We start from the raw sequence: 18884 nt of genomic DNA, 5'->3' as shown, positions 1-18884 counted from the left end.
GTCGGGCGACGGGGTCAGGTGGGGTCGGGGGCTTCGCCTCGGGTGTGGAGGAGGGCGCGGAGTTCGGCGAGCTGGTGGGCGGCGCGGGCCTTCTCGGCGCCGTTGATGCCCATGGCGGGGAGGGTGGTGCCGTCGGCCAGGTCGAGGGTGGGCCACGGGTCGCCCGTGGTCATGGAGACGTCGACGACCTCGGGCCATGCCAGGCGGCGGGTGCGGAAGGCGTTGACGACCGTGAGGCCGGACTCGTCGGCGCCGACGCGGCAGCGGGCCAGCATGTGCAGGACCCAGGCCACCACCGCGCCGAAGGCGACCATCAGGATCCGGTCGAACGTCTTGAACTGCGGCGCCACCACCACGGCGAGCACGATCATGCCGAGCACGATCACGCCCGCCGTGGTGTAGGCGACGAGCCGGGTGGTGCGGGGGCGCCACACCGCCGGCAGGGCCGGGACGTCAGTCAACGATCTTCGCGATGGGGATCTCGAGGATGTCGTGGGCGCCCGCCGCCTTCAGCGCCGGGATCAGCGTGTTGACGCCGCGCTTGGCGACCACCGACTCCACGGCGTTGGACTCGCCGCCGGCGAGCGAGGTGACCGTGGGCGAGGACATCGCGGGCATGATGTCCAGGACCTTCTGCAGGTCGCCGTGCGCCACGTTCAGCTTGAGCAGCACCTTGCCGCGGGCGCGGATCACGCCCTGCAGCAGCAGGGAGATGTCCTCCATCGCGGCGCGCTTCTCGGCGTCCTCGTAGGCCTCGCGGTTCGCGACCAGCTCGGTGTAGCTGGTCAGGAGCGTGTCGAGGATGCGCAGGCCGTTCTTGCGCAGCGACGAGCCGGTCTCGGTGAGGTCGACGATCGCGTCCACGATGTCGGGCACCTTCGCCTCGGTCGCGCCGTAGGACGGGACGACCGTGGCCTTGACGCCGTGCCTGTCGAGGTACCGCTTGGTCATCGCCGGGAACTCGGTGGAGATCCGCACGCCCTCCGGCAGGTCCGCCACCGACTGCCAGGGCGCGCCGTCCGGCACCGCCATGATCACGCGGACGGGGTTGGAGGTCGCCTTGGAGTACTTCAGCTCGCCGAGGCTGACGACGTCGGCGTCGGTCTCGGTGATCCAGTCGCGGCCGGTGATGCCGAGGTCGAACAGGCCCTGTTCGAGGTAGGTCGGGATCTCCTGCGGCCGCAGGACCCGGACGCGGTCGATGCGGGGATCGTCGATGGAGGCGCGGTAGTCGCGGTCCGAGGCGCGCTGGACGGTGAGGTCGGCGGCGTCGAACAGCTGCATGGTCGCCTTCTCCAGCGACCCCTTGGGCAGAACGAGTGACAGCACGGATCAGCCTTTCGATGAGGATGGGTACGGGATACCGGGACGTTCGGGAGCTCAGGCGCTCCTCGCCTAGAAGCCCAGATGCTCCAGGCCGTGCCCGGCGTGACCGTGATGCCGCAGACCTCGCAGGGTCAGTGCCGTGTCGAGTGCGGCCACAGTCGCCTCCCATCCCTTGTCCTCGGAGCTGCCCGGCAGCCCGCTGCGTTCCAGTGCCTGCTCAATGGTGTCACAGGTGAGCACCCCGTTGCCCACCGGAGTCGACTCGTCCAGCGCGACGCGGGTCACACCGGCGGTCACCGAGTCGCACACGTAGTCGAAATGGGCGGTTGCGCCCCGGACGACCGCGCCGAGGCAGACGACGGCGTCGAACTCGCGGGCCATCTGCTGGGCGATCACGGGCAGTTCGAGCGCGCCGGCGACGCGGGCCACGACCGGCTCGTCCACGCCGCACGCCTTCGCCGCGGCGAGCGCCCGCTCCAGCAGCCGGTCGGTGACCTGCTCGTGCCAGCGGGTGCACACGATGCCGAGCGTGAGCCCGGCCGCGTCGACCGTGATGTCCTCGGGGCGTCCCGCGCCGCTCATGAGAGTCCCTCGCTCTGGTGGTCCAGTTCGATCTGGTGTCCCAGACGGTCGCGCTTGACCGTCAGGTAGCGCCGGTTGTGCTCGGTGACGATGACGGGCATGGCCTCGCGCCCCCGCACCTCCACCCCGAAACCGCCCAGCCCCCTGAGCTTGTCCGGGTTGTTGGTGAGCACCCGGACCGAGCGTACGCCCAGCTCGCGCAGCATGTGGCCGGCGTTGGAGTACTCGCGCGCGTCGGCGGGCAGCCCCAGCTCCAGGTTGGCGTCGACGGTGTCGGAGCCGTTGTCCTGGAGGGCGTACGCCCGGAGCTTGGCGAGCAGGCCGATCCCGCGTCCCTCGTGCCCGCGCAGGTAGAGCACGATGCCGCGTCCCTCTTCGGCGATCCGCTCCATGGCGGCGTCGAGCTGGGTTCCGCAGTCGCAGCGCTCGGAGTGCAGGACATCGCCGGTGAGGCACTCGGAGTGGGCCCTGACCAGGACGTCCTCGCCGTCGCCGATGTCGCCCAGCACGAGCGCGATGTGCTCGCCGCCGTCGATGGCGCTGGAGAACCCGACCGCGCGCCACATCCCGAACCGGTTGGGCAGGCCGGTCTCGACGACGCGGGTCACCATCGCCTCGGTGCGCCTGCGGTGCTCGGCGAGCTGCTCGATGGAGATGAGCTTGAGGCCGTGCTCCTTCGCGAAGACCTGGAGCTCGGGCAGGCGCGCCATGGTGCCGTCCTCGTTCACCACCTCGGCGAGGACGCCGGCCGGGGAGAGCCCGGCGAGCCTGGCGAGGTCGACGGCGGCCTCGGTGTGGCCGCGCCGGCGCAGGACGCCGCCCTCGCGGTAGCGCAGCGGGAAGATGTGGCCGGGACGGACCAGGTCGCCGGGCTCGGACGCCGAGTCGCACAGCGTGCGGATCGTGCGCGCCCGGTCGGCGGCGGAGATCCCGGTGCTGACGCCGAGCCGGGCGTCCACGCTGACCGTGTACGCGGTGCGCATGCGCTCGGTGTTCTGCGCGGTCATCAGCGGGATCTGCAGCCGGTCGAGGTCGGCGCCCTCCATGGGGACGCAGATGACGCCGCTGGTGTAGCGGATGGTGAACGTCAGCAGCTCGGGCGTCGCCTTCGACGCCGCGAAGATGATGTCGCCCTCGTTCTCGCGGTCCTCGTCGTCGACGACCACGACGGGCAGTCCCGCGGCGAAGTCGGCGACCGCCGACTCGATGGAGTCGAAGATCCCCGTGTCGTCGGGCCCCGTGCCGTCGAGCCCCGTGCCGTCGAGCCTCGTGTTGTCGATCCCCGTGTCGTTGCCGCTCATGCGGTCACCGCCCTTTGCGTGGAGTTGCGCGCGCTCCGGGACTCCCGGAGCCAGTTCCTGAACCCGACCATCACCATCACGAAGAAGATCCCGTAGACCGCGCCGGAGACGTACAGCCCGGACTTGAGCGCCAGCGGCACCCCGACCAGGTCGACCAGCACCCAGACGATCCAGAAGTCGACGAGCGCGCGGCTCTGCGCGAACGTCGCGACCGCGCTGCCGACGAAGATGTAGGCGTTCGCCCACGGCGACCAGGCGACCTTCAGCCAGTCGAGGTGCACGAACAGTTCGGCGACCACGGCCGTGCCGACCACGAGGGCGCCGAGCAGCACGGCGCGCTCCCGGGCCGTCGCCTGCCGGACGGCCAGCCCGTCGGCCTCGCGCCGTCCGCGGGTCCACATGAACCACCCGTAGAGGGCGAGCCCGCAGAACAGGATCTGCTTGAGCGCGTTTCCCGGGACGTGCGCGTGCAGCGAGGCCGCGAGCAGCAGGAGGGCGCCGACCAGCTGCACCGGCCAGGTCCAGAGGGTCTTGCGCATGGCGAGCCAGACCACGGCGAGAGACAGGACGTTGCCGGCGAGATCGGTCCACAGGATGTGCTCGCCGAAGACCTCGAAACCGGCGCCGAGCCAGTTCATGACCGGGCTCCGAGCATGCGCTCGACGTACTTGGCGACGACGTCGACTTCGAGGTTCACCGGGGCGCCGGGCCCCTTGCGGCCGAGGGTGGTCAGCGCGAGCGTCGTCGGGATGAGGGCGACGCTGAACCGGTCGGCGCCCGCCTCGACGACCGTGAGGCTGATCCCGTCGACGGTGATCGAGCCCTTGTCGACCAGGTAGCGGCTCAGCCCGGCGGGCAGGGAGACCGTCACCACGTCCCACCGCTCCCCCGGCTCGCGGGAGATGATCGCGCCGACGCCGTCGACGTGGCCCTGGACGAGGTGGCCGCCGAGCCGGTCCGACAGCCGCACGGGACGTTCCAGGTTGACCTTGGAGCCCGGCTCCAGCACGCCCAGGCTGGACTTGTCGAGCGTCTCCTTGATGACGTCGGCGGTGAAGACCTCGCCTTTGACGTCCACCACGGTGAGACAGACGCCGTTGACGGCGATCGACGCGCCGTGCACGGCGTCCTGGACGACCAGCGGCCCGCGGACCGCGAGCGCGACCGAGTCCCCCTGGGGGTCGATCGCCACGATCTCGCCGAGCTCCTCGACGATGCCGGTGAACATCTCCCGGGCCTCCTAGATCAGTGGCTCCGGGGGACGTACGTGCGTCCGAATACACCCCTGGCCAGGGGCGTACCGCGCGCTGCCTCCCATCCGGACTTTCACCGTCGGTCCCGGAGTTCCACCGGGTCAACCGGCCGATGGCTTCGGCCGGGTCGCGGACTGTCACCGCCGGTTCGGAATTTCACCGACCCCGGAGCACGCGTTTCATGCTTTGCCAACCAGTGTGCCACGCATTCCCTTCCGCGCCCCTGTGACCATCGCCACGACACCGCCGCGCGGGGCCCGGCGCGTGCCATCGCCCCGCGGGCGCCGACGTCAGCTCTTGCCGTGGAGGGAGTGTGCGGTGCAAGTTGTTAACAAACCCCTGTCTTCATTTTCGGGAAGGCCCATGGCGAGGTTGAACCTGTCGCCCAAGATCCTTGACGTTCTCGACTTCGGCACGCCGTCCGCCGAGCGCGACATCTCGCGGGGGCTGGAGAAGTACTTCGTGGAGTCCTCGGCCTACCACCGCGTCCGGTCCGGGGCGAAGACGATCCTGATGGGCAACCGCGGGGCCGGGAAGAGCGCGATCTTCAAGGTGCTGGCCAAGCGGGAACGCTCCGAGGGCAGCCACGTGATCGAACTGTCGCCCGAGGACTACTCCTACGAGCTGCTCAGCTCCACGATGGCGGCGGAGAGCGCGGGCTCGTGGGCCAAGCAGGGCGCCTACGCCGCCGCGTGGAAGTACCTGATCTACGTGCTCGTCATGAAGGCGCTCGCGCGCAAGGGGATGCGGCTCACCAGGAACGGCGGCCGGCAGATCCACAACTACATCCGGGACATCCACGGCGCCCAGCAGCTCGGTCCCCTGTCGCTGCTGGTCTCCTACCTCAAGCGGCTGGAGGCCGTGAAGATCGGGCCGATCGAGGCCGGCCTGCGGACCCGCGAGCTGGACCGCCTCTACCAGCTGGAGGAGATCCAGAACCTGCTGCCGGCGCTGCGCAAGGTGCTGGACAACCAGCGGGTGGTGGTGCTCGTGGACGAGCTGGACCGCGGCTGGGACTCCTCCGAGGACGCCAAGGCGTTCGTGTCCGGGCTGTTCCAGGCGTGCGTGTCCATCAACGCGCTGCACCCGAACCTGCGCGTCTACATCTCGCTGCGGCAGGAGCTGTACGACGACATCCCCGCCCTGTACGACGACGCGCAGAAGCACCGGGACCTGCTGGAGAAGATCTCCTGGTCGGAGGACTCGCTGCTGGAACTGATCGCCAGGCGGATCCGGCACTCGGCCCACGAGAACGGCTTCGCCGTGGACGCCCTCGAACGCGCCGGGGACCGGGCCTGCTGGTCGGCGGTCTTCGCGCCGCCCCCGCCCGGCAAGGGGCGGGACGGGTCGTTCGGCTACATGGTCGACCGGACGCTGTACCGGCCGAGGGAGCTCATCCAGTTCTGCTCGGAGGCGCTGGAGCAGGCCAGGGCCCGGCGCTCCAGGCTCCCGGTGCCGTACTCGTCGATCGAGCGGTCGGAGTACGGCTACTCCGCCGAGCGCACGAAGGACATCGCCGCCGAGTACCGCTCCCAGTACCCGGGCCTGCTGAGCGTGTTCGAGGTGTTCCGCAGCCGTCCCCCGGCGTTCGGCCGCGACGAGCTCGAACTGCTGTGCCTGGAGCTGGCCTGCGGCGACGTCCCCACGCACGGGACCGGGTCGTGGCTTCCCTCGTGCGACCCGAACGAGCTGATCGAGATCCTGTGGCGGGCGGGCCTGCTGACGGCGCGGGCGTCCGCGGACGGGCCGTTCCTCGGCAGCCACCAGGTGCAGCACCTCAACCTCGCGGCCGTGCGCCGGTTCCGCGTCCACGCGATGTTCCACGCCTCGCTCGGCATCGACGGCGCGCAGGCCGGGAGCGCCAGGGGCTGACGCCCGGGTGTTCAGGCGATGGTGAGGCGCAGGCCGGTCGGGGTGGCCCGCACGCGGCTCAGGTCCTGGACGACGTGGTGGGCCGCGGCCAACGACTCCTCCGGATGGCTGGTGACCAGTGCGAGGACGGTGGCCCCGGCCGCGCGCCCCGCGGCGATCCCGGCGGGGGCGTCCTCGACGACCACGCAGGCGGACGGGTCCACGCCGAGGCGGCGGGCCGCCTGGAGGTAGCCGGACGGGTCGGGCTTGCCGTCCGCCACGTCCTCGGCGGTCACCACGACGGGCGGGGAGGGGACACCGGCCACTCCGGTGCGCACCTTGAGCTGCGCCCGGTCCATGGACGTGACGAAGGCGTGGGGCAGGCCGCCCAGATCCGCCAGCAGTTCCAGGGCACCCGGCAGGGCGATGATGCCGTCGGTGCTGGTCGCCTCCAGGGCGTCCAGGCGAGCGGTGGCCTCACGGACCCGTTCGGGTGGAAGGAACTCGGCCACACGGTCGCTCGTGCGGCGGCCGTGGGCGCCCGACATGAACGCGTCCGGGTCGATGCCGTACTCGGCGGCCCATTCACGGCCCGCGCGCTCGACGAGGGGCGTCGAGTCGACGAGCGTGCCGTCCACGTCGAACAGGACGGCCGCACAAGAGAGGATCACCAGTCCGCCTTGGCCGTCGCCTCTTCGGCCTGGGCGCGGAGCCCGCGGACGGCCTCGGCCGGGTCGTCGGCCCCGTAGACGGCGCTGCCCGCGACGAACACGTCCGCGCCCGCCTCCGCGCAGCGCTCGATCGTCTCGGCGCTGACGCCGCCGTCCACCTGGAGCCAGACGGGCAGGTCGCGGCCCTTGATGAGCTCCCGCGCGCGACGGACCTTCGGCAGGACGACGTCCAGGAACTTCTGGCCGCCGAAGCCGGGCTCGACCGTCATCAGCAGGAGCATGTCGATCTCGCCGAGGATGTCTTCGAAGCCGTCCACCGGGGTGGCCGGGTTGACGCCCAGCCCCGCGCGCGCGCCGGCGGCGCGGATGGCCCGCAGGGTGCGGACGGGCGCCTTCGCCGCCTCGGCGTGGATGGTCACGCTCCCGGCTCCCGCCTCGGCGTACTGCGGCGCCCAGCGGTCGGGGTCCTCGATCATCAGGTGGCAGTCGAGGGGCAGCGCGCTGTTCCTGAGCAGCGCCTCCACGATGGGCAGTCCCAGGGTGAGGTTCGGGACGAAGTGGTTGTCCATCACGTCGACGTGGACCCAGTCGGCGGAGTCGGCGACGCGCGCGACGTCCTCGGCCAGGCGGGCGAAGTCGGCGGACAGGATGCTGGGTGCGATCTGAGGAGCCATGATGCCCCGATTCTATTGGCGCAGCCCCGCCCGATCGTCACCCGCCCGGGTGAGGCCCGGGGTGGGACGGGCCGCCAGGCGCAGGCGGACGAAGACCTCCGGCGCGCCCGCCGTCACCCACAGCACGAGCAGCGCCTGGACGGCGAACGCCTGGACCAGGCCGGCCCCCTCGAAGAAGGCGATGACCGCCGCCCCCGCGAGGCCGACCGGGAGGCGCGCCAGGCGCTGCCAGGCCCTGCCGCCCGGCTCGAACCAGCCGCGCCACGCGACGAGGGACAGGCCCATCAGGAGGCCGCAGAGAGCGCCGGACGCCTGGGCCGAATCGGTCAGCGTGACGGGCTCGGCGACGCCTCCGGCCGCCCGGACGGCCTCGGCCCACGCCTGGGGCCACCGCCAGTCCCGGAGCGGCCGTGCGGCACCCCAGGACGCCGCGAGCATCAGCAAGGAGACCGCCAGGGAGAGCGCCAGTTGCACGGCCAGATGCTGCCGCCGCCACCACGGGACGGCGATGGGCTCAAGCCCGAGGGCGGCGACCAGGACGGCCAGGCCGACGCCCCAGCCCGCCAGTACCTGCCCTGTCGAGTGGACGCCCAGGTAGACGCGGGACACCCCGATCAGGAGGATGACGGCGACCGCGCCCGCCCACAGGTACCACCGCCTGGTCTGGGCCGCGAAGAAGCCCCAGCCCGCGATGCTGTTCTGCGCGTGGCCGGACGGCATCCCGAAGGACGTCAGCGACTGCCTGCCCTGGACGGACGGGTCCGTCCAGTAGGGGCGGGGCGCGTGGAAGACCAGCTTGAGGAGCGCGTTGAGGACCGCGCCGAACAGCAGGACGACGGCGGCCCTCGCGGCTTGCCGCGGCGCCACGCACCAGAACAGCGCCAGGAGCAGCGGGACGTAGAAGGCCGCGCTGCCCAGATACGACATGAAGATCATGAAGCCGGTCAGCAGAGGGCCTCCCCCAGAGGTCGGGTGCAGCGGTCAGGTCCGGCGGAGCAGCGCCAGGAACATCGCGTCCGTGCCGTGGCGGTGCGGCCAGAACTGGGCGTACGGGCCGTCCCCCAGCCCGGTGATGCCGGGAGCGATCGCCGCCAGGACGGCGGGTGCGTCGAGTCGCTCGACGTCCTCGCGCTTGCCCAGGACGTCGTCCACCACCACGCGGGTCTCCGCCAGGTGGGGCGAGCAGGTGACGTAGGCGACCACGCCGCCGGGCCGGACGGACTCCAGTGCCGTGGCGAGGAGCTTCCGCTGGAGCGGCCCGAGTTCGGCGACCGATTCGGGGCCCCGGCGCCAGCGGGCCTCGGGGCGGCGGCGGAGCGCGCCGAGGCCGGTGCAGGGAGCGTCCACCATGACGCGGTCGAACGAGGCCGGACGCCAGGCGGGCGCGGTGCCGTCGGCGGCGACCACACCCGTGCGGTCGTCGACCGCGCGCCGGACGAGTCCGGCGCGGTGCGGCTGGAGGTCCGCGGCGAGGAGCCGGGCATCGCGCTGGGCGGCGAGGGCCGACAGGAGCCCCGCCTTGCCTCCGGGGCCGGCGCAGAGGTCGGCCCAACGTGCGTCCAGGCCGTCCAGGGGGGCTTCGGCGAGCGCCAGGGCGACCATCTGGCTGGCCTCGTCCTGGACGGCGGCGCGCCCGTCGCGGACGGCGTCGATACCCGCCGGGTCGCCCTCGGTCAGAACGGCGCCGAAGGGCGAGTAGGGGGCGGGCTCCGCGCCCGCGCCGTACAGCTCTTCCAGTGTCGCCCGGCCTGGGCGTGCGACCAGCGTCACGCGGGGGCGGGCGTTGTCGGCCGCGAGGAGTTCGCCGATCTCGGCCGCCCCGACGGCGTCCCGCATGGCGGACACGATCCATTTCGGGTGGCTGTGGGCGACCGACAGGCGCGTCGTGGCGTCGGCGTCGGCGGGCGCCACGATCTGCAGCCAGGCGTCCATGTCGCGCATGGCGACCTTGCGGAGCACCGCGTTGGCGAACTTGGCCTGGCCCGGGCCGGAGACCGAGCGGGCCAGTTCCACCGTCGTCGCCACGGCGGCGTGCGGCGGGATGCGGGTGGCGAGGACCTGGTGGGCGCCGAGGCGCAGGACGTCCAGGAGAGGCGCGTCGACACGGCGCAGTTCACGGTCGCTGCACAGCGCGAGCACCGCGTCGTAGGTTCCCCTGCCGCGCAGGGTCCCGTACGTCAGCTCGGTGGCGAGGGCGGCGTCGCGTCCGGTCAGGCCGCGGTCGCGCAGGCGTGCGGGGAGCAGGAGGTTCGCGTAGGCGTCGCGGGTCTCCACCGCCCGGATCACGTCGAACGCGGTACGGCGGACGAGGTCCTGGGGGCGGCCCGTCTTGCGGGGACCGCCCGGTCGGCGGTTCGGGGCGCGTCGTCGGTCGCGGGCGGGAGGCATCAGTGCAGCGCGTCCTTGCCGATGAGGTTGAGGCCGCGGACCCAGTCGGCGGCGGCCATGCGGCGCTTGCCCTGCGGCTGCACCTCGCCCAGCGCGACGGGATGCGTGGCCGAGCCGACCAGCACCTCGTTCCTGCCCCCGCCGATCTCGCCGGGCGCCAGCCTGGCGGCGTCGGGCACCGGACGGACGGGGCCGAGCTTGACCCGCGTGTCGCGGAAGTTCGTCCACGCACCGGGCGCCGGGGTGCAGGCGCGGATCAGGCGGTCGATGTGCAGGGCCGGGCTCTTCCAGTCGACGTGGCCGTCCTCGGGCGTCAGCTTCGCCGCGTGGGACACCCCCTCGGTCGGCTGCGGCCGGGGCTCCAGGACGCCCGCCTCGATGCCGTTCATGGTGTCCAGCAGAAGGGCCGCACCGGCGACGGCCAGCCGTCCCAGCAGGTCACCGGTGGTGTCGTCCGGCCGGATCGGCTCGGTGAGCACGCCGTAGACCGGGCCGGTGTCCAGGCCCTCCTCGATCTGGAACGTGGCCGCGCCGGTCACGTCGTCCCCGTGCAGGATCGAGCGCTGCACCGGGGCGGCCCCGCGCCAGGCGGGCAGCAGCGAGAAGTGCAGGTTCACCCAGCCGTGCCGGGGGATGTCCAGGGCCTCGCGGGGCAGCAGCGCGCCGTAGGCGACCACCGGGCAGCAGTCCGGCGCGATCTCCCGGAGCCGGTCGAGGAACTCGGGGTCGCGGGCCTTCGCGGGCTTGAGCACCTCGACGCCGGCCTCGGCGGCGAGCGAGGCGACCGGGCTGGCGCTCAGATGCCTCCCCCGCCCCGAACGCCCGTCGGGCCGGGTCACGACCGCCGCGACCTCGTGCGAGGACCCCAGGAGGGCCGTCAGGGCCGGGAGCGCCGTCTCGGGCGTCCCGGCGAAGACCAGCCGCATCTAGATCGCCTTCCCGAAGGTGCGGTGCGGCGACTCCTTCACGACGGGGGCCGGGTCGCCGAACCACTCGGCCTCCCGGATCGCCTTCATCGCGGCCTTGCGCTGCTCGGCGTCCATCCGGTCGATGAAGATGATCCCGTCGAGGTGGTCGGTCTCGTGCTGGACGCAGCGGGCCAGCAGGTGGGTGCCCTCCAGCGTGATCGGCTCCCCGTGCATGTTGAAGCCCTTCGCCACCACCCCGAGGGAGCGGGGCGTGGGGAACGTGAGGCCGGGCAGGGAGAGGCAGCCCTCGTCGTCGGTCTCCTGCTCGTCCGACAGGTCGAGCGTCGGGTTGACCACGTGGCCGAGGCGGTCGTCGACGTAGTAGGTGAACACGCGCAGCCCGACGCCGAGCTGGGGGGCGGCCAGGCCGGCCCCGGGGGCGTCGATCATCGTGTCGGTGAGGTCCTTGACGAGCTGGCGCAGCTCCTTGTCGAAGTCCTTCACCGGCTCCGCGGGCGTGCGCAGCACGGGGTCGCCGAAGAGGCGGATGGGCTTGACGGCCAAGGGGACTCCGTTTCCTGCGAATGTCGCTGATCACTGCGAGTGCCACCCGGTCACTCCGGGTGCCACCGACTACGGGGACGCGCCCTCAAGTCTACGGAGGCGCGGGCCCTGAACATTCACGCCATGTTCACACACCGCGGTGCGCGCTCTGGCGCGCCGAACGCGCCTTGTAGGCGGCGGTACGGGCGGCCTTGGCCGTCGCCTTGTCGGGGTGGTGGGCGCCCAAGGCTTCCAGGACGTCGGCCACGCCGGGATGATGGGTGCGCCAGAGCTCGTCCACCATGGTCCTCATCTCCGCCCCGGGCGGCGCGTCGATGAGCGCCGCGTCGACCGCCTCCTCCGGCTCCGCGGTCTCCAGCATCCCGGCGACCGTGTCGACGAACACCCAGAGGTACTCCTCGCGGGCCAGTTCCCGCCCCGCCGGGTCGCCGGCGGCGTTCAGCCACATCGCGGCATAGGGCGCCACGAACGGGTGCTCCTGCGCGGCGCGGACCACGCCGGCGGCCTCGGGGCCGACGCGGTGCAGGACGGCGGCGGCGAGGTTGCGGGCGCCGGGGCCGCCGGTCCGCATGACGTCCAGCAGGTCGGCGGCGGCGTCCTTGGGGTCGTGGGACGCCAGCCAGCCGTCGATCTCCTCGTCGGCGGCGTCCGGCCGGTACCAGGTCAGACCCTCGACGAGCTCGGACGCGCGGGCGCCGGCCAGCTCGCCGACGACGGGGGCGGTGAACCCGTCCGCGAGGAGCAGCTCCCTGACGGCCCACACCCCGAGCGGCGTCAGCACGCGCCCCGCGCCGGATGCCTCGATGACGCCCCAGTCCCCGAGGGTCGCCAGTTCCAGCGCGAGGGCGTCGGCCACGAGCGCGTACATGGTGTCGGCGTCGGTGAGGTCGTAGGCCTCCTCGATGTGGCCCAGCAGCGCCTCGGCGAGGGTTTCGGGCCCGGCCGGCTCCTCCTGCTCGTACAGGTGGATGAGGACGCCGGTCAGCTCGTTCTGGACGAGCTCGACCGCGTCCAGGCCGTCGGCGTAGTCGTGGCCGGGGACGACGACGGCGTCGAACAGCGGCAGCCAGGCGGTGAGCAGCGCCGCGTCGTCGCCGGACTCCAGGCCCGGCAGCGCGGGGCCGGGGACGCCGCGGCCGTTCCCGGCGTCGATCACCTTCGCCTCGACGGCGGCCCACCACAGCCGCTCCAGCGCGCCGTCGTCCTCCATCTGCCCGTGGCGCCGCGGTGAGTCGAGGCCGAGGGCGAGCCGGGCCGCCTCGGCGTCGGGTTCGGTGAGCGCGCCGTGCTCGGTCAGCGGCCGCTCGCCCGTCCAGCGGGCCAGGGCCAGGACCGCCCCGGTGAGGCCGGACCGCCGCGCCGCGTCCGCGACCTCGGCCTGCGGCGCCAGCCGGACGGGCGGGACCACCAGCTCCCCGGCCTGCCGCAGGTACTCCTCGGTGCGGGCGAAGCGCTCCTCCTCCGGCTGCGCCTCGAAGTCGCGCACCCACGCGTCGACGGCGTCCTGGTCGTCCAGGTCGATCCCGTCGACCTGCATCAGCCCGGCGACGACCTCGGCGGCCGCCTGCCGCTCCTCGCTGTCGACGGCGGCGACGACCTCGGCGAACTCGGCGCCGGTCCGGTCGATCTCCGCCTCCAGCCCGCCGGCGGCCGCGGCGGGGACGGCGCCGGTGTCGCGCAGGTAGGCGACGACCCGGCGGAGGGCGTCCAGGATGGTCGGGACGTCGTCGCGCCCGGCGACCACGGACTCGGGGAATACCTCCAGGAGCAGCTCGCGGACGTGCCGCGGCTCCAGAGCCTCCGGGCCCGCGAGGCCCATCTCCTCCCGCGCCAGGTCGAGCAGGATGCGGACGCCCTGCTCGTCCAGCGCCTCGCCGCGTTCCTCCGACCAGCGCCGCAGGTCGCCCGCGGTGGTCTCCACCCAGTTGTCGGCCACCCCAGAACCCTATTGGTCAGTGGAGTTCCCCGGGGTCGGTTGAGTTCCACAGCCTCGGCCGACTTCCACGCGGTCGGTCGAGTTCCACGCGGTCAGATCAGTTCGGCACGGTCAGATCAGTTCCAGGGGGTCGATCTGGACGCGTACGGTCTCGGTCGCCTTGCGGGCGCTGCGTACGCCCTGGGCTTCCTTCAGCGCGCGCGCCAGGGCGTTGCCTGCGGCGCGCGGTACTCGTATCAGTGCGCGTTCCTTGTCCTGGGCCTCCGCGCCCGCCTGCGGGACGGGAACGGGCCCGAGGACCTCCGCGCCATCGGGCAACCGGGTGTCGGACAGCAGCTCCCGTATGGCGGCCGGGGACGCGGTCAGCGACGCCATGCGCGCGGCGGGCGGGAAGCCCACCTCCCTGCGCTCGGCCAGTTCCCGCTCCGCGTAGGTGACCGGATCCCAGCGGACGAGGGCCTGGACCTCCGGCAGCGCCCCCTCGGCCGCGACGATCACCGGCCCCTGCGGGCGGACGAGCGACGCCGCGTTCATCCAGCGCCTCAGCGTCTCCTCACCGGCGCGCAGGTCCGGCCGTCCGAGGAGGACCCAGCCGTCCAGCAGCAGCGCGGCAAGATATCCGCTCTCCGCCGGAGGCTCGGCCCCGGGCGTCGCCACCACGAGGGCCCTTTCCGGGCCGACCCGGTCGAGGACGGCCTCGCGGCCGGAGGTGCGGACGGGCACACCGGGGAACGCCCGGCCGAGCTCCTCCGCCGTGCGCTTGGCGCCCACCACGACGGCGCGCACCTGGAAGAAGCCGCATTCGGAGCAGTGCCAGTCGCCCGCGATGCGGCCGCACCAGCCGCAGTACGGGGCCGCGTGCGACGAGGCGAGCGCCAGCGGCCCCTGGCAGGTCTGGCAGCGCGCCGGCGTGCGGCACCTCCCGCAGGCGATGCCGGGGACGTAACCGCGCCTCGGCACCTGGACGAGAACGGGCCCGCTCTCCAGCGCCTGCCGGGCGGCCTCGAACGCGACGTTCGGCAGGCGCGCGGTGCGGGCGGCGCCGTCCCGGGCGAGCTGGGCGTCCTCCCCCACGTAGCGGACGCGGGGCATCCTCGCCCGGACGCGGTTCCTGTCGGCGGCGAGCGCATGGGCCCAGCCGGTCTCCACGAGCTGCGTCGCGTCGGTCGTCCGGGTGAACCCGCCGATCAGGGCGCCGGCCCCCGACCGGTGGGCGCGCAGGGCCAGCACGTCACGGGGATGCGGATACGGCGCGTGCGGCTCGGCGTGGACGTCGTCGCCGTCGTCCCACAGCACGACCAGCCCCAGGTCTGCGACGGGGGCGAACATGGCGGCGCGGGTGCCGACGACCACCCGCGCCTTGCCGCGCAGGACGGCGAGCCATCTCCGGTAGCGCTCCGCCGGGCCCAGCTCCGCCGTCAGGGCGACGTGCAGCCCCTCTCCCAGCTCCGCCTCCAGCGCCGCGTCGACGCGCGCCACGTCGCGTCCGTCGGCGACCACGATCAGCGCACCGCGCCCGCCGCTCAGCGTGGCGGTGACCGCGCGCGCGATGGCCGCCGTCCGGTCGGGGCCGGGCAGCGCCGTCCACACGGCCCGCGGCGCCCTCCCTCCGGCCAGCGCGCTCAGGAACGACTCCCCCGCCGGGTACTCCCGCCACACACCGGCGTCGGGCGCCTCGGGCAGGACGGGGGCGGTCTCCTCCACGGGCTCGGCCTCGACGCGGGCGTGCCGGGGCGGGACGGCGAGCCGCAGGACGTCCGCGAACGTGCCCGCGTAGCGGTCGGCCACCTCCCGCACCAGCGCGACGATCTCCGGGGCCAGGACGGGTTCGGGCGAGGTCACCCTCTCCAGGAACAGCAGCTTGCCGCCGTGGCCGCTCTCGGCGACCCGCTCCAGGAGGAAGCCGTCGACGAGTTGGCCCGCGAAGCGCACCCGCACGCGGCAGCCGGGGACCGCCCTGGCGTCCAGCTCGGCGGGGACGAGGTAGTCGAAGGGGCGGTCCAGGTGCGGGAGCGACATGTCGACCGCGATCCGCGCGACGGGCAGCTCCGCGGCCGGGCGGCGCGCCCCCTTCTTCCCCGATTTTGCGGGTCCTCCGGGCTTGTTCGGCTTGGCGGCGGCCGCGCCCGGAAGGGCGTCCAGCCCCGGGATCAGGTCCGTTCCCCCGCCGTCCTTCGTCACGTCCCCGTCCTACCAGATCGATCCGACAGCCGAACTCGCGCGCTAGGGTTGGTCCGTTTGAACGGGTGCGCGTCCTCCGGCCCATTGCCCGACGCCGTCCGCACCCTCGCCGTCCGACGAGCCCTGCAGGCGATGTGACCACAGCTCATGCCCATGAGCGGACGGACTCCCCGGACAGCAACGGGGCGTCACGCCGTTCCCCACGCCCCTCAGCCGCCTCCCGGTGGAAGAAGTGGGCACGCCACCCCGTGGTCGCCGCCACGCTGGCCGCCGCCGTCCTGCACCTGGTGTGGGGCCTGTTCCTCGCGACCGAGGGCGGCGACCTCGCGGCGCAGGCCGCGTGGACGGACTTCGCCTGGAAGCACCCGGGCGCGGCCTACAGCTTCGCCTGGTACGGCGGGATGCACCCCGCCTCCTACAGCCTCATGTCGCCGTACCTCATGGCGCTGTTCGGCATCCGCACGGTCGCGGTGATCACGGGCACGTTCTGCGCCACGCTCACCGCGTACCTGCTCAAGCAGTTCAGGGCCCCGGTCGCGCTGCCCGCCTCGCTCTGGGCCGCCTTCGCGCTGTCCTGCAACGCCGCCTCCGGCCGCGTCACGTTCGGCCTGGGGCTGATGTTCGCGCTGATGGCGGCCATCGTGGCGTTCACCCCGCGCGGGACGCCCGCCCTGCGCGCCGCCGCGATGGTCGTGCTGAGCGTGCTGGCCTCGCTCGCGAGCCCCGTCGCGGGCCTGTTCCTGCTGGTGCTGGCCGCGGCGCTCTTCCTCACCGGACGCCGCCGCGCCGGAGTCTGCGTCGCCGTGGGCCTCCCCGTCGTGGTCGGTACGACCAGCCTGCTCTTCCCGTTCAGCGGCGTCCAGCCGATCTCCCTGAACGCGATCGTGCTGCCCGCCGTCACCAGCGTCGCCGCGATCCTGTTCTGCGCGCCGAAGGGCTGGAGGTTCGTCCGGACCGGCGCCGCCGTCTACCTGGCCGGGATCGTGCTGACCTGGCTGATCCCCTCCCCCATCGGCAGCAACGTCGAACGCCTCTCGCTGCTGTTCGGCGGCATGTTCCTGCTGTCGGCCGTCGCACGCGCTCACGGGCGGCTCCGGATCGCCGTGCTGTCTTTGGCGTTCATCGTGACGGCGTCCTGGCAGGTCGTGAAGCCCGTCGACGACCTCATCCACACCGAGCCCGCGGCCACCGCCGCCGACCACGCCCGCGGCCTCGTCGCCGAGATGGGCGCCGTCGGCGCGGGCGACGCGCGCATCGAGGTCGTCCCGCTGCGCTCCCACTGGGAGTCCTCCGGCCTCAGCCGCCACTTCGCGCTCGCCCGCGGCTGGAACCGCCAGGTCGACGCCGAACGCCACGGGCTGTTCTACGAGAAGGGCGCGCTGACGCCCGCCTCGTACCGCGACTGGCTGCACAAGTGGGCCGTCCAGTACGTCGTCCTGCCCGAGCAGGAGGTCGACTGGTCGGCGCAGGAGGAGGCCGCCCTCGTCGAAGGCGGCCAGCCGTACCTGACGGAGATCTGGCGGGACGAGCACTGGCGGCTGTACCGCGTGGCGGCCCCCACGCCGCTCGTCGACAGGCCCGCGTTCGTCAGCACCCTCGACTCCGGCAAGCTCGTCGTCGACATGCCCTCGCCCGGGTCCGTCCTGGTGCGCGTCTCCTGGTCCCCCTGGCTGAGCGCGACGGGCGGGGACGCCTGCCTGAGGCGCGCGGGCGAGTTCGTCCGGCTGGAGGCGCACACCCCCGGCCGCTACACCATCGCCGCCCGCTACGGCCTGCACCGCGGCAACCACTGCGCCCGCTGACCCCTTCCGCCCGTCCGCACAGCAGCGGCCCGGCGTGGTCCGCACGACGCCCACCGCACGTACAGGGAGGGGTTCACGGGACAGCCCACCGCGGCGGGCGCAGGACAGGCAGACGCGCGAAGAAGGGCCCCGGGACACCCCGGGGCCCTTCTTCGCGGAAGACCGGTTACAGGCCGGCGGCGGAGGCCAGGGCCTTGGCGCGGTCGGTCGACTCCCAGGAGAAGTCGGGCTCCTCGCGGCCGAAGTGACCGTAGGCGGCCGTCTGCTGGTAGATCGGGCGGAGCAGGTCCAGGTCGCGGACGATCGCGGCCGGGCGCAGGTCGAAGACGTCCCCGATCGCCTTCTCGATCTTCTCGGGGGCGACCTTCTCGGTGCCGAACGTCTCCACGAACACCCCGACCGGGTGGGCCTTGCCGATCGCGTAGGCGACCTGCACCTCGGCGCGGTCGGCGAGCTGCGCGGCGACGATGTTCTTGGCGACCCAGCGCATCGCGTACGCGGCGGAGCGGTCGACCTTGGACGGGTCCTTGCCGGAGAACGCGCCACCGCCGTGCCGGGCCATGCCGCCGTAGGTGTCCACGATGATCTTGCGGCCGGTGAGGCCGGCGTCGCCCATCGGGCCGCCGATCTCGAAGCGGCCGGTGGGGTTCACCAGCAGCCGGTAGTTCTCGGTGTCGAGCTCGAACTCGGCGAGCACCGGGTCGACGACGTGCTCCTTGACGTCCGGGCCCAGCAGCTCCTTCAGGTCGATGTCGGGAGCGTGCTGGCTGGACACCACGACGGTGTCGAGGCGGACGCCGCGGTCGCCGTCGTACTCGATGGTGACCTGGGTCTTGCCGTCGGGGCGCAGGTACGGCACGTCGCCGCTCTTGCGGACCGCCGACAGCCGCCGGGCGAGCCGGTGCGCCAGCGTGATCGGCAGCGGCATCAGCTCGGGCGTCTCGTTGGTGGCGTAGCCGAACATCAGGCCCTGGTCGCCGGCGCCCTGCCGGTCCAGGTCGTCGACGCCCTCGCCCTCGCGGGTCTCGTAGGCGTCGTCGACGCCCTGCGCGATGTCGGGCGACTGCGCGCCGATGGACACCGACACGCCGCAGGAGTGGCCGTCGAAGCCCTTCTTGGACGAGTCGTAGCCGATCTCCAGGATCTTCTCCCGGATCACGCCCGGGATGTCCACATAGGTCTCGGTGGTGACCTCACCGGCCACATGCACCTGACCCGTCGTGATCATCGTCTCGACGGCGACCCGGCTTTTCGGGTCGTCCTTGAGCATCGAGTCGAGGATCGCGTCGCTGATCTGGTCCGCGATCTTGTCCGGGTGACCTTCGGTCACCGACTCGGAGGTGAACAGGCGGCGAGACACGTACGTGAACTCCTTGCAGCGGCTGCTGACTGACGTCGCAGAACGGATTCTTTGTCGAGTTCGGCGAGGGAGGCCGCCCCCCGCCAT

At 72.9% G+C, this 18884-nt stretch carries 17 protein-coding genes and 1 riboswitch; of the genes, 2 read left to right on the top strand and 15 right to left on the bottom strand.

The annotated features are described in order from the left end of the window. Positions 1–14 precede the first annotated feature (14 nt). The 6 genes from BJ999_RS14660 to BJ999_RS14635 form a co-directional block, all read right to left on the bottom strand. Positions 15–461, bottom strand: a complete 447-nt coding sequence (locus BJ999_RS14660; RefSeq protein ID WP_229809904.1) for a PH domain-containing protein — start codon at positions 459–461, stop codon at positions 15–17. Next, positions 454–1329 carry an ATP phosphoribosyltransferase gene (hisG, locus tag BJ999_RS14655; protein WP_179833818.1) on the bottom strand — a complete coding sequence of 292 codons (876 nt, stop codon included), beginning with the start codon at positions 1327–1329 and terminating at the stop codon, positions 454–456. Before hisG ends, BJ999_RS14660 begins: the two co-directional genes overlap by 8 nt. Before the next feature lie 66 nt (positions 1330–1395). Beyond that, entirely contained in the window at positions 1396–1908 is a 513-nt protein-coding gene (ribH, locus tag BJ999_RS14650) for a 6,7-dimethyl-8-ribityllumazine synthase (RefSeq protein ID WP_179833817.1), read from the bottom strand. Next, positions 1905–3209 carry a bifunctional 3,4-dihydroxy-2-butanone-4-phosphate synthase/GTP cyclohydrolase II gene (locus BJ999_RS14645; protein WP_179833816.1) on the bottom strand — a complete coding sequence of 435 codons (1305 nt, stop codon included), beginning with the start codon at positions 3207–3209 and terminating at the stop codon, positions 1905–1907. Before BJ999_RS14645 ends, ribH begins: the two co-directional genes overlap by 4 nt. After that, positions 3206–3847 carry a nicotinamide riboside transporter PnuC gene (pnuC, locus tag BJ999_RS14640; protein ID WP_179833815.1) on the bottom strand — a complete coding sequence of 214 codons (642 nt, stop codon included), beginning with the start codon at positions 3845–3847 and terminating at the stop codon, positions 3206–3208. Before pnuC ends, BJ999_RS14645 begins: the two co-directional genes overlap by 4 nt. Further along, on the bottom strand, positions 3844–4437 hold the full coding sequence (locus BJ999_RS14635) for a riboflavin synthase (RefSeq protein WP_179833814.1): 594 nt from the start codon (positions 4435–4437) through the stop codon (positions 3844–3846). The genes pnuC and BJ999_RS14635 overlap by 4 nt, the downstream gene beginning before the upstream one ends. A gap of 72 nt (positions 4438–4509) precedes the next feature. Continuing rightward, a riboswitch (FMN riboswitch) is annotated at positions 4510–4640 on the bottom strand. 185 nt (positions 4641–4825) lie between these two features. Between BJ999_RS14635 and BJ999_RS14630 the strand changes: the two genes are divergently transcribed. Next, positions 4826–6334 (top strand): P-loop ATPase, Sll1717 family, encoded by a 1509-nt coding sequence (locus BJ999_RS14630; RefSeq protein WP_179833813.1) that lies wholly within the window; start codon positions 4826–4828, stop codon positions 6332–6334. Between the two features lie 11 nt (positions 6335–6345). Here the strand turns inward: BJ999_RS14630 and BJ999_RS14625 are convergent, their stop codons facing one another. From BJ999_RS14625 to BJ999_RS14590, 8 genes are all read right to left on the bottom strand, one after another. Then, the gene (locus tag BJ999_RS14625; protein ID WP_179833812.1) at positions 6346–6984 is read right to left on the bottom strand and encodes an HAD-IA family hydrolase; all 639 of its coding nucleotides are present in this window, start codon (positions 6982–6984) and stop codon (positions 6346–6348) included. Further along, positions 6981–7658, bottom strand: a complete 678-nt coding sequence (gene rpe, locus BJ999_RS14620) for a ribulose-phosphate 3-epimerase (protein ID WP_179833811.1) — start codon at positions 7656–7658, stop codon at positions 6981–6983. Before rpe ends, BJ999_RS14625 begins: the two co-directional genes overlap by 4 nt. Before the next feature lie 12 nt (positions 7659–7670). Beyond that, on the bottom strand, positions 7671–8585 hold the full coding sequence (locus BJ999_RS14615) for a phosphatase PAP2 family protein (RefSeq protein WP_179833810.1): 915 nt from the start codon (positions 8583–8585) through the stop codon (positions 7671–7673). Between the two features lie 54 nt (positions 8586–8639). Further along, a complete protein-coding gene (locus BJ999_RS14610; protein WP_179833809.1) occupies positions 8640–10046 on the bottom strand; it encodes an RsmB/NOP family class I SAM-dependent RNA methyltransferase in 1407 nt (468 codons plus the stop codon). Then, positions 10046–10972, bottom strand: coding sequence for a methionyl-tRNA formyltransferase (fmt, locus tag BJ999_RS14605; RefSeq protein WP_179833808.1), 927 nt, complete (start codon positions 10970–10972; stop codon positions 10046–10048). Before fmt ends, BJ999_RS14610 begins: the two co-directional genes overlap by 1 nt. Further along, the gene (gene def, locus BJ999_RS14600; protein ID WP_179833807.1) at positions 10973–11518 is read right to left on the bottom strand and encodes a peptide deformylase; all 546 of its coding nucleotides are present in this window, start codon (positions 11516–11518) and stop codon (positions 10973–10975) included. Between the two features lie 127 nt (positions 11519–11645). Next, complete coding sequence (locus BJ999_RS14595) at positions 11646–13454, bottom strand: hypothetical protein (RefSeq protein WP_179833806.1); 1809 nt, start codon at positions 13452–13454, stop codon at positions 11646–11648. A 111-nt stretch (positions 13455–13565) separates the two neighbouring features. After that, a complete protein-coding gene (locus tag BJ999_RS14590) occupies positions 13566–15635 on the bottom strand; it encodes a primosomal protein N' (RefSeq protein ID WP_179833805.1) in 2070 nt (689 codons plus the stop codon). Positions 15636–15883: 248 nt separating this feature from the next. Here BJ999_RS14590 and BJ999_RS14585 point away from each other — a divergent pair, with 248 nt between their 5' ends. Further along, positions 15884–17437 (top strand): MFS transporter, encoded by a 1554-nt coding sequence (locus tag BJ999_RS14585; protein WP_179833804.1) that lies wholly within the window; start codon positions 15884–15886, stop codon positions 17435–17437. Positions 17438–17603: 166 nt separating this feature from the next. Here the strand turns inward: BJ999_RS14585 and metK are convergent, their stop codons facing one another. Next, complete coding sequence (gene metK / locus BJ999_RS14580) at positions 17604–18797, bottom strand: methionine adenosyltransferase (protein ID WP_179833803.1); 1194 nt, start codon at positions 18795–18797, stop codon at positions 17604–17606. Positions 18798–18884 lie beyond the last annotated feature (87 nt).

Source organism: Actinomadura citrea, from assembly GCF_013409045.1.
GTDB classification, from domain to species: Bacteria; Actinomycetota; Actinomycetes; order Streptosporangiales; family Streptosporangiaceae; genus Spirillospora; species Spirillospora citrea.
Note: the sequence above shows the minus strand (reverse complement) of the source record. Positions and strands in the feature narration are given on the sequence as shown.